The organism is Clostridium sp. CAG:221 (assembly GCA_000435835.1).
Taxonomy (GTDB): domain Bacteria; phylum Bacillota; class Clostridia; order Clostridiales; family Clostridiaceae; genus Clostridium.
Genome location: FR883410.1, coordinates 25,549 through 36,774, shown reverse-complemented (window position 1 = coordinate 36,774; position 11,226 = coordinate 25,549). Strand labels below are relative to the sequence as shown.

Annotated in this window: 9 protein-coding genes; 1 reads left to right on the top strand and 8 read right to left on the bottom strand. The window is 29.7% G+C overall.

From position 1 onward, the window contains the following. Positions 1-452: 452 nt before the first annotated feature. The 8 genes from Q5O44_RS15260 to dnaA all read right to left on the bottom strand — a co-directional run bounded on the left by Q5O44_RS15260 (position 453) and on the right by dnaA (position 10,521). On the bottom strand, positions 453-710 hold the full coding sequence (locus Q5O44_RS15260) for a class B sortase (RefSeq protein WP_368075174.1): 258 nt from the start codon (positions 708-710) through the stop codon (positions 453-455). Between the two features lie 782 nt (positions 711-1,492). Then, positions 1,493-4,054 carry a DNA gyrase subunit A gene (gene gyrA, locus Q5O44_RS10130; protein WP_022168303.1) on the bottom strand — a complete coding sequence of 854 codons (2,562 nt, stop codon included), beginning with the start codon at positions 4,052-4,054 and terminating at the stop codon, positions 1,493-1,495. Positions 4,055-4,075: 21 nt separating this feature from the next. Further along, positions 4,076-5,989, bottom strand: coding sequence for a DNA topoisomerase (ATP-hydrolyzing) subunit B (gyrB, locus tag Q5O44_RS10125; protein WP_022168302.1), 1,914 nt, complete (start codon positions 5,987-5,989; stop codon positions 4,076-4,078). Positions 5,990-6,043: 54 nt separating this feature from the next. Continuing rightward, positions 6,044-6,304: an extracellular matrix regulator RemB gene (remB, locus tag Q5O44_RS10120; RefSeq protein WP_022168301.1), complete on the bottom strand. Its 261-nt coding sequence runs from the start codon at positions 6,302-6,304 to the stop codon at positions 6,044-6,046. 73 nt (positions 6,305-6,377) lie between these two features. Further along, positions 6,378-7,466 carry a DNA replication/repair protein RecF gene (recF, locus tag Q5O44_RS10115; RefSeq protein ID WP_022168300.1) on the bottom strand — a complete coding sequence of 363 codons (1,089 nt, stop codon included), beginning with the start codon at positions 7,464-7,466 and terminating at the stop codon, positions 6,378-6,380. A 61-nt stretch (positions 7,467-7,527) separates the two neighbouring features. Further along, on the bottom strand, positions 7,528-7,731 hold the full coding sequence (locus Q5O44_RS10110; protein ID WP_022168299.1) for an RNA-binding S4 domain-containing protein: 204 nt from the start codon (positions 7,729-7,731) through the stop codon (positions 7,528-7,530). Between the two features lie 47 nt (positions 7,732-7,778). After that, positions 7,779-8,879 (bottom strand): DNA polymerase III subunit beta, encoded by a 1,101-nt coding sequence (dnaN, locus tag Q5O44_RS10105; RefSeq protein WP_022168298.1) that lies wholly within the window; start codon positions 8,877-8,879, stop codon positions 7,779-7,781. Between the two features lie 277 nt (positions 8,880-9,156). Next, positions 9,157-10,521, bottom strand: a complete 1,365-nt coding sequence (gene dnaA / locus Q5O44_RS10100) for a chromosomal replication initiator protein DnaA (protein ID WP_022168297.1) — start codon at positions 10,519-10,521, stop codon at positions 9,157-9,159. Positions 10,522-11,043: 522 nt separating this feature from the next. Here dnaA and rpmH point away from each other — a divergent pair. Then, complete coding sequence (gene rpmH, locus Q5O44_RS15255; protein WP_022168296.1) at positions 11,044-11,178, top strand: 50S ribosomal protein L34; 135 nt, start codon at positions 11,044-11,046, stop codon at positions 11,176-11,178. Positions 11,179-11,226 lie beyond the last annotated feature (48 nt).

The window sequence follows — 11,226 nt, the reverse complement described above, 5'->3', positions numbered from 1 at the left end:
TTGTCGTTTCAGCAGCTTTACTGTTGTTTGCTGTCCTGTCGACGTGTTTTAGTTTAACACTTCTATTAATTATAAAATATTATAAATATACTTAATTAATTAAATTATTATTAAATTACTTTCTTTTTCTTTCATATTCTAACTAATTCTCATTGTGATACACCAGGATTAGAGTATTGTAATTTATATATATTTTCTCCTAAAGTGCTCTTATTCATTCACTGTTCACGTTTATTTTTAAAGTATAGGTTGGTAAATTATAACTACTTAAAAAGCTTTATTATGGCTATACTTACTGACCTAATAAAAATTTTTTCAACTATATATTGTTACCACTCCCCCTAAAAAGGACATTATTTTTTAGTTTTTATAGGCACATGTCAAAGCTTTAATATTATAAATAAAATAAAATTGCCCTACAGCTTATGCTGTAAGGCATTATATTTATTTACTTAATTCTTTATAAGTTTACCATGTACCACTAATCTTGCATCATTAAATTCAAAAGAACAAGTTGATAAAGTTATTATTTTATCATCTTCACTTAATTCTATTTCATTTTCATAAATAGACTTATTCTTTATTCTGTCTAAAAACTCCTTATATTCATTGGCATTATCAAATTTAGTTTGAATATAATTATCCTCAACATCTGTAACATATACAGAAAAAACTTCATATTTTAAAGTTTCTCCATTGCTAAGCTCTATATTTATATTATTGTTTCCATAAAAAAAGTCTCTATCTTTATATTTTCTTAATTAACTAAACTTATAATATCATCTCCATCATTTGTGTGCTTATTTCCACCTAAGAATTCAACTTCAGCTCCATCTCTTACTGTTATTCCGCATCTTGTATGATTTGAGCTTGTTATATTTTTAAGTTTTACAGTAGATTTAAGTGCTATTTCTAAACCAACTACACTTTTATTACCATCACCTATTAACTCTATATCTTCTAAAGTTATATTTTTAGCACCATATACTAATAAACCTTTAGATTTATTTCTTTAGTTATATTTACAATTGAATTTGCTACATCTATAGCTTTTTTTTAATTCATCTAATGTTTCTACATTTACTTCTTGTTTTCTATATTTTGTTGTTGTAGTTGTAATTGTTTCAATTGGTGGATTAGTTGTAGTTGAAGTACTGCTACTTGTATATATTTCAAGATACTGATTAGCTGTATCATTTATAGTATTATCAGGTTCATTGCTTTTATTAATTTTTAGAATATCATCCTTATCATTCTTGTGCGTGTTCTTCCCATTTAATGTAATAGTAGATCCATTTTTTACTCTTATTCCACAAGTTTTATGATTTTCACTTTTTATATTTTCTGTTACAACAATAGAATTATCTATATCTATACCTACATCATTCTATAAATTGCGACATTTTCCAACTTATTTTTTCCTGTAGTAAAAATTATTTACATACAAAAAAGGAGCTGTTCACTAATTATTTAGTGCTACAACTCCTTTTTACTATTCTTCTGAATTTGATTTTTCATCCATTTGTTTTTGAGCTTCTTGAACTAATTTATCAAGACTATTATCTTCTACAACTTCATTTTCTTGTCTATCTAATTCATCTGTTAATGTTAATTGCTGATCTTTATCTTCTACATCTCTACCTGAAATTTTAGCTATAGCTACAATCTTTTCTTCATCAGAAGTTCTCATTAATCTAACTCCCATTGTAGCTCTACTAGTTACAGATACATCTGATACATTAATTCTTATAGCAACACCACTTGTATTTATAAGCATTAATTCATCTTCAGATTTACATACTGTTGCACCAACAACTTTACCAGTCTTTTCACTGATTTTGTATGTTATTAAACCAACTCCACCTCTATTTTGTCTCTTATATTCAACTAAAGGTGTTCTCTTACCAAATCCATTTTCACTGATTACTAATAAATCTTCATCATCAACTGCTATATCCATACAAACAGCAATATCATCTTCTCTTAAGTTCATTGATTTAACACCAGCTGCAGTTCTACCCATTGGTCTTACATCTTGTTCATTAAACTTAATTGCATTACCACGTTCAGATACTATAACTATGTCTGCATCTCCTCTAGTAACCTTTACCTTAAGTAGTTCATCACCTTCTCTTAAGCTTATAGCTATAAGTCCGTTCTTTCTTAAGTTCTTGAATTCTGATAAAGGTGTCTTCTTAACAAGACCCTTCTTAGTTGCCATGAATAGATATCCTTCTCTTATTTCATCAGCAACAGTAAGTACTGTTTCAATTCTTTCATCTTGTTCTATTGGAATAAGGTTGATTATATTAGTTCCCTTAGCAGTTCTACCTGCATCTGGAATTTCATATGCTCTCTTCTTGTACACTCTTCCTCTGTTTGTAAAGAATAATACATCTGAATGAGTTGAAGTTATTAAAACATTTTCTACAAAATCATCTTCTTTTGTAGTCATTGCTTGAATACCTCTTCCCCCTCTTCTTTGAGCTGAATATGTATCAGCAGAAATTCTCTTAATATATCCTGAATTAGTTAATGTAATAACAACATCTTCTTCTTGAATTAAATCTTCTATGTCTATTTCATTAACTACTTTTTGAATTTCAGTTCTTCTTTCATCATTGTATTTGCTCTTTATTTCTCTAAGCTCTTCCTTGATTACTCCAAGAAGCTTCATTTCATCAGCTAATATACTATTTAAATATTCAATGTATTGCATAATTTCATTAAGTTCTTCTTCTATCTTATCTCTTTCAAGACCTGTTAATCTTCTTAATCTCATTTCTAAGATTGCTTGAGCTTGTTTTTCACTTAATTGGAATCTTTCCATTAATGTGCTTTTTGCAATATCACTTGTTTTTGAATTTCTAATAATATGAATTACATCATCAATATTATCAAGAGCTATTTTTAACCCTTCTAATATGTGTGCTCTAGCTTCTGCTTTATTTAATTCAAATACAGTTCTTCTAGTAACAACTTCTTTTTGGAATTCTATATAATGAGTTAATACTTCCTTAAGATTTAATATTTTTGGTTCATTATCTACTAATGCTAGCATGATAACTCCAAAAGTATCTTGCATCTTTGTATGTTTAAATAATAAATTTAAAATTACATTTGGATTAGCATCTCTCTTAAGTTCTATTACTATTCTCATACCTTCTCTATCAGATTCATCTCTTAAATCTGATATTCCAGTAATCTTCTTATCTTTAACTAAGTCAGCAATATTTTCTATAAGCTTAGCTTTATTAACTTGATAAGGAATTTCAGTAACAACTATTCTGTTTCTTCCATTTTCCTCTTCAATTTCAGTTTTTGATCTAACGACAATCTTTCCTTTTCCTGTTTCATAAGCTGCTCTTATACCAGCCTTACCCATAACTATTGCACCAGTTGGGAAATCAGGTCCCTGTATTGCTGTCATAAGTTCTAAAACAGTAGTCTCTGGATTATCTATTAGCATTATTGTTCCATCAATAATCTCTCCTAAGTTATGTGGAGGTATATTAGTTGCCATACCTACCGCTATACCTGATGAACCATTTACTAAAAGGTTTGGATATCTTGAAGGTAATACTACTGGTTCTTTTTCCTCACCATCAAAGTTTGGCATAAAATCAACAGTTTCTTTTCTAATGTCTCTTAACATTTCCACTGCTATCTTATTCATCTTTGCTTCTGTATATCTCATTGCCGCTGCACTATCACCGTCTACAGAACCAAAGTTTCCATGTCCATCAACTAATGTATATCTTAAAGAGAAATCTTGCGCCATTCTTACTAATGCATCGTAAACTGAGGAATCACCATGTGGGTGATACTTACCTAAAACTTCCCCAACTATTCTGGCACATTTTCTGTATCCTTTTTGAGGCTCTAAGCCTAATTCTTGCATTGAGTAAAGTATTCTTCTATGAACTGGCTTAAGACCATCTCTTACATCAGGAAGTGCTCTACCAACTATAACACTCATAGCATAGTCGATATAACATTTTTTCATCTCACTATTTATATCAACATGGATATATTTTCCCTCATTTAAATTCATGTACTTCACCTCGTATTAGTACTAAATATCTAAGTTACTAACTTTCTTAGCATTTTTTTGTATAAACTCTCTTCTTGGTTCAACTTTATCTCCCATTAAGATAGTGAATATTTCATCAGCTGCAATAGCATCTTCTACTGTAGCTTTTAAAAGTATTCTTTCTTCTGGATTCATTGTAGTATCCCATAATTGGTTTGCATTCATTTCACCAAGACCTTTGTATCTTTGTATATCAACTGAACTATCTTTACCGCCCATTTCATTTAAAGCACTTTCTAACTCTTCATCACTATATGCATAAACTTCTTTTTTACCTTTGCTTATCTTGTAAAGAGGTGGTTGTGCTATAAATACATGCCCTTCATCAATAAGAGGTCTCATATATCTGTAGAAGAACGTTAGTAGTAATGTTCTAATATGTGCACCATCCACATCGGCATCAGTCATGATTATGATTCTGTTATATCTAAGCTTTGATACATCAAAATCTTTTCCAATACCAGCACCAAAAGCTGTAACCATTGATCTTATTGAATCTGCATTTAGTATTCTATCTAATCTTTGTTTCTCAACGTTTAAGATCTTTCCTCTAAGTGGTAGTATCGCTTGGAATTTTCTATTTCTTCCTTGCTTTGCTGAACCACCAGCTGAATCCCCTTCCACTATATAGATTTCACATTCCATTGGATCTTTAGAAGAGCAATCTGCTAATTTACCTGGTAATGTTGATCTTTCAAGCACAGATTTTCTTGTAAGCTCTCTGGCTTTTCTAGCTGCATCTCTAGCTCTAGCTGCCATTAATGCCTTATCTATTATTATTTTTCCTACAGCTGGATTTTCTTCTAAGAAAGTACCTACTCCTTCAGTAACAATTGAGTCAACTACACCTCTTACTTCAGAGTTTCCAAGCTTAGTTTTTGTTTGTCCTTCAAATTGCGGTTCAGATATTTTCACAGAAACTACTGCTGTAAGACCTTCTCTTACATCATCTCCTGAAAGATTCTTATCGCTTTCTTTTATGTGACCAAACTTCTTAGCATAGTCATTGATAACTCTTGTTATTGCTGTCTTAAAACCAACTAAGTGAGTTCCACCTTCTATTGTATCTATGTTATTGGCAAATGAATAAAGATTTTCTGTATATCCATCATTGTATTGAAGTGACACTTCAGCTATGATTCCATCTTTTTCTCCTTCAACATAGATTGGTTCTGGATGTAATACATCTTTATTTCTATTTAAATAATTTACAAATTCCTTTATACCACCTTCGTAGTAATAAGTTTCAACATTTTCTTGTCCTTCTCTCTTATCTGCTAAAGTGATACGAATTCCTTTATTAAGAAAAGCAAGCTCTCTTAATCTACTTTGTAGTATTTCAAACTCAAATTCTGTTGTCTCAAATATTTCATGATCTGGTTTAAACCAAGTCTTTGTACCATGACCGTCACTTTCACCTATTTGAGTAACATCACCTAAGATATTTCCTCTTGAATATTTTTGTTGCCATACTTTACCTTCTCTTGTTACTGTAACTTCACAAGCTTCTGATAATGCATTAACAACTGATGCCCCAACACCGTGAAGCCCTCCGGATACTTTGTATCCTCCTCCACCAAATTTTCCACCAGCATGTAACACTGTCATGATAACTTCAATAGTTGATCTTCCCATTTTAGGATGTATTCCTACAGGCATACCTCTACCGTTATCTACTACAGTAATAGAATTATCTTCATTTATCGTAACTTCGATATGGCTACAGAATCCTGCTAATGCCTCATCGATACTATTATCAACTATTTCATAAACTAAATGATGAAGTCCTCTTGAGCTTGTAGTCCCTATGTACATACCCGGTCTTTTTCTTACCGCTTCTAAACCTTCTAAAACCTGAATCTGACTTTCATCATAACTTTGCTTGTTTTCTGTCAAGACATATTCCTCCTTAATCTTTGATATATATAAACTAAAGGCTAAATATCGGACTTAAGGATTATAATCAATATTTGTTCTCTTTGTTAATGTTGACGATGAAATTGGTGATAAATAAACCTTGCTCATCTTATTAACTTCAGCTATAACAAATGATTTTGGACTCTCCTTAGAAATCTTTTCAACAAATCCATCTTCTTCAGCCATTCTTAAAAAAGATATGGTATCTGAACTATACATAGAATTATGTATATCAAATATTCCTATTACATCTTTTATTGGTACTACTACATTTTCTCCCAAATGTAAAAACATACTATTTCCTCCTTGTAAGTAAGATTCAAATACTTTATTTAATCCAACTTATTTTCCTAAAAACAGAGTTTCCTTACGAGTTTACTATTTCTCCATTCTTAACTTTAAAGACTTTTGCCTTTTCGTCTAAATATTCATATAAATCTTCTATACCAGTACATGTAATAACAGTTTGTATCTGTCCTATTGTACTTAAAATATATTTTTTTCTATTAAAATCTAGTTCTGATAATACATCATCTAAAAGTAAAACTGGAAATTCTCCTGTAAGCTCTTTTATTATTTCTAGTGATGAAAATTTCATAGTTAATACTGCTGTTCTCTGTTGCCCTTGGGATCCATAACTCTTAGTATCAATATCGTTTATATAGACAAAAAAATCATCCCTATGTGGACCAATGGATGTTGTTCCTCTATCGCAATCCTTACTTCTATTCTTTTCTAATAGTGTGTAAAAATTTTCTTTAATATTTTCTAAGTCCTTTATAGTACTAATATACTTAAAATTTATCTTTTCTTTTCCCGATGTGATATCAGAGTGTATTTTTTCAGCATACTTATTTAGACTCTCAATGTATTTAATTCTCTCTCTAATTATATTATATCCAAATTCAACCAATTGCATATCATATATTTCTAGCATTTCACTACTGGTACTTCTATTTCTTAGCAATATATTCCTTTCGTTAAGAACTTTATTATACTGAACTAGATTATAATAATACTTTGGATTTAGCTGACATAATTCCATATCAATAAATTTTCGTCTTACTCCTGGAGAATCTTTTATTATTCTAAGATCCTCCGGAGAAAACATCACAACATTGAAATTTCCAAATAATTCGCCTATTTTTTTTATTTTTATTTTATTAATCCTTATGGATTTCTTTCCGTCCTTAAGAATGCTTATATCTATCCTTTTATCAAGTCTTTCTCTGCCTACATCAACACTTATAAATGCATGTTCACCATTCCAATTAATAAGCTCTTTATCTTTTGATGTTCTATGAGATTTTGCAAAAGCACAGTAATATATAGCTTCTAGTATATTAGTTTTTCCTTGAGCATTATCTCCCATGAACACATTAACATTAGGACATAATTCAATATCTAATGCATTATAATTTCTATAATTAAGCATTTGTAGTCTTTTAATAAACATCTTAAACACCCATAATATTATAACATATATAAACTTTTAATAGTTAATTTTAAAATAGCATTTATACTACTTTAAAAGTTTCACCATTAAATTCTACAATGTCACCTCTATATAATTTTTTTCCTCTTTGAGTACAAATTTCACCATTTACTTTTACTAATTCGTCTAAAACATACATTTTAGCTTCTGAACCTAATGATGCTGCACCACAAAATTTTAAGAATGAATCTAATTTTATAAATTCAGTTTGAATTTTCACTTCCATAGTTCCATCTTTCCTGCATATATATACGCTTTTTATGCAAGTTCCTCCTATCTTACTAATCTAACAGGTAAAACTAAATATTTTGAATTATTCATATTTTTTCCTTTTATTACGCAAGGAGTTATACCTGATGTCATTTCCATAACAATTTCTTCTTCTTCCATATTCTTAAGAACATCTAATAAATATCTTGAGTTAAATGCAATTTGAACTTCTTCTCCTTGCAGATTGATTGCAACTTCCTCTCTTACTTTTCCCAATTGAGAATTAGAAGTGATAATTAAAATGTCTTCTTGCACATCTAATTTGATTAAGTTGCTATTTCCATCTTTAGCCATTAAAGATGCTCTTTCAATACCATTTTGAAGTTCTTGCTTTTTAACATTAACAATTAGCTTATGTTCTTGAGGTAAAAGTGAGTTGTAATTTACAAATTTACCTTCTAGTAATCTTGAAATCACTTTTGTAGTTTTTAAATTAAATAAAATGTGATTATTTGTGAAGGTAATTTCAACTAAATCTGAATTATCTTCTAAAATTTTAGATACCTCATTTAAAGTTTTTCCAGGAATTACGACTTCTATGTCATTATCTATATCTAAAAGTTCATTTCTGATGGCTAATCTATATCCATCTAATGCTACTAAATTTAATTGTTTATCTTTTACTTCAAAAAGAATTCCTTGAAGTATTGGTCTTGCTTCATCTTGAGCAATAGCAAATGAAGTACCTTTAATCATATTTTTTAATAAATTTTGTGGAACTTCAACTTTTAAATCTTCGTTTATTGTTGGTAACATTGGATAATCACTTGGATTCATGTAAACCAAGTTAAATACTGATTTTTCACAAGTAACTTGTATTAAATCATTATCAGCTATTTCTATTTTTACATCTGAATTTGGTAGTTTTCTAATGATTTCACCAAATAATCTCGCATCTAATACTATTTTTCCAGGTGTAATAACTGTAGCTTCAACTTTAGTTTCGATACTTACATCCATATCTGATCCAATAAGTGTTACGCCTTCATTATTAGCTTCTATGTAAATACCTTCTAAAATTGGCATTGTAGTTTTTCCAGTTATAGCCTTAGTAACTATAGAAATACCTTCTTGTAATTTTTGTTTTGAACATATGAAATTCATAAGACAACCTCCTAAAGTTATGCACAGTTATGCACATAGATTTATAGACAATATATATAAATAATATAATATAATTATTAATAATAATAGTAGTAGGGCGTGTGGATATGTGGATAACTATTGTAAACACTGATTTTTTCTATGTTTATAAGAAAAAAATACTGTGGATAAGTTGGTGACAAATTTGAACACTTATCCACAATATCCACACACTAATAATTTTAAAAAAGATATCCACCGGTTATTCACAGGTTATTATCAACAGGTGTGAATAACTTTATTTTTGAGTTATTTTTTTAGTTATGTCATCTATTGTACGTTGTAGGCTTTCATCGCTTTTTAAGCCTTCTGAAATCTTTTCATACGCATGAATAACCGTTGTATGATCACGTCCTCCAAACTCTTCGCCTATCTTTGGAAGTGACATATCTGTAAGCTTTCTGCTTAAATACATGGCTATTTGTCTTGGGTATGCAATATTTCTTGTTCTTCTTTGAGATTTTAAATCTTCTACTCTTAAATTAAAGTAAGCTGCTATTACATCTTGAATAAGATCAATAGTGATATTTTTATTTTGCTTATTTGAAATAATATCTTTTAATGCTTCAGTTGCTAAATCAACGGTAATTTCTCTATTTGTTAGAGAAGAGTACGCAACTATTCTTATTAGTGCACCTTCTAACTCTCTTATATTAGACTTAATTTTTGTAGCAATATAAACCATAACTTCATTAGGAACGTTTAATTTTTCCACATCAGCTTTTTTCTTTAATATAGCCATTCTAGTTTCAAAATCAGGCGCCTGTATATCAGCTATTAGACCCCACTCAAATCTAGAACGAAGTCTATCTTCAAGTGTTGGAATTTCCTTTGGCGGCCTATCAGATGATAGAATTATCTGTTTGTTTGCATCATGTAAAGTATTAAATGTATGGAAGAATTCTTCTTGAGTTCTTTCCTTACCAGCAATAAATTGAATATCATCAATTAAAAGAACATCCACACTTCTATACTTAGTTCTGAATTCCTCGTTCTTATCATCCTTGATAGAATTGATAAGTTCATTAGTGAATTTTTCAGAAGAAACGTAAACTACTTTAGCATTTGGATTTCCTTGAAGTATGTAATGACCTATTGCATGCATTAAGTGGGTTTTTCCAAGTCCAACGCCTCCATAAATGAACAGGGGATTATAAGCTTTTGCTGGAGATTCTGCAACTGCTAAAGATGCAGCATGAGCAAATCTATTACTGTTACCGATAACAAAAGAATCAAAGGTATATTTAGGATTTAATGTACTTGACATTTCATCGCTTACAGTAATACTCATTGAATCTTTATGGTTTTGCTCACTTGAATCTGTTGGCTTATCAGAATTGGCTTCTTGGATTTCCGATTCAGTAAGAAATTCAACATTATACTGCTTAGAACAAGCTGAATATATTGAGTTTATTACTAAATCTTTATATCTTTTTTCTAATATATCTTGAGTGAAGACATTAGGAACACTGATTTTAATAGTATTTGATGAAATTGATATAGGCTCACAACTTTTGATCCAGGTATTAAAACTAACTTCAGACATCTCGCCTTTAATAATATTTAGGGTATTTTCCCATAATTTTTTTAAATCAGTTTCCATCTAGCTTATCCTCCAAAAAAAATTATAAACAATTTAGTCACAGGTTAGTCACAAAGTTATCAACACAGACAAGCTGCTGTTGATAAAGTGAATAAAAGTTATTCACATGTTGACAAATATGTAGATAACATAATTATAATATATTTATCCACAGATATGATATATGTAATTTTAAACAATAAAAAAAGTGTATAAAGCCAGTAAATTCGACAATACTACATACTGTATAACAAAATATCAAAAAATTTTGAACAAGTTATACACAAAGATATCCACAATTGTGGATAAGTTGAGTTATTCACAAACTTATTCACACTTATGTTAATAATATCATATATACCTGTGGATTTTCAATAAGTTATCCACAATTTTTAAAACTGTGCATAACTTTATCAACAAGTCCACGGAATTTAATTCATATTGACACGAAAAAGGTAAGTATATATAATAATAAGGTAAATTTTAATTTAAGAAGATATAGTTTTTACTATAGAAATTTAGCTTAAAGGGGGTGCATTGTTAATGTTCATGACATACCAACCAAAAAAGAGACAAAGAAAAAAAGAACACGGATTCAGAAAGAGAATGTCTACTGCATCAGGAAGAAACGTTCTTAGAAGAAGAAGACAAAAAGGTAGAAAAAAATTAACAGCATAAGGGCCGCAGATGTGGCCTTTTTCTGCATATGCAGATAGTTAAGGAGCG

Bases quoted from the DNA above. Each gene is read 5' to 3' on its own strand.
- gyrA (WP_022168303.1), bottom strand. From the start codon at position 4,054: ATGAATTTAAATGAGGGAAAATATATCCATGTTGATATAAATAGTGAG.
- remB (WP_022168301.1), bottom strand. From the start codon at position 6,304: ATGTTTTTACATTTGGGAGAAAATGTAGTAGTACCAATAAAAGATGTA.
- recF (WP_022168300.1), bottom strand. From the start codon at position 7,466: ATGTTTATTAAAAGACTACAAATGCTTAATTATAGAAATTATAATGCA.
- Q5O44_RS10110 (WP_022168299.1), bottom strand. From the start codon at position 7,731: ATGGAAGTGAAAATTCAAACTGAATTTATAAAATTAGATTCATTCTTA.
- dnaN (WP_022168298.1), bottom strand. From the start codon at position 8,879: ATGAATTTCATATGTTCAAAACAAAAATTACAAGAAGGTATTTCTATA.
- dnaA (WP_022168297.1), bottom strand. From the start codon at position 10,521: ATGGAAACTGATTTAAAAAAATTATGGGAAAATACCCTAAATATTATT.
- rpmH (WP_022168296.1), top strand. From the start codon at position 11,044: ATGTTCATGACATACCAACCAAAAAAGAGACAAAGAAAAAAAGAACAC.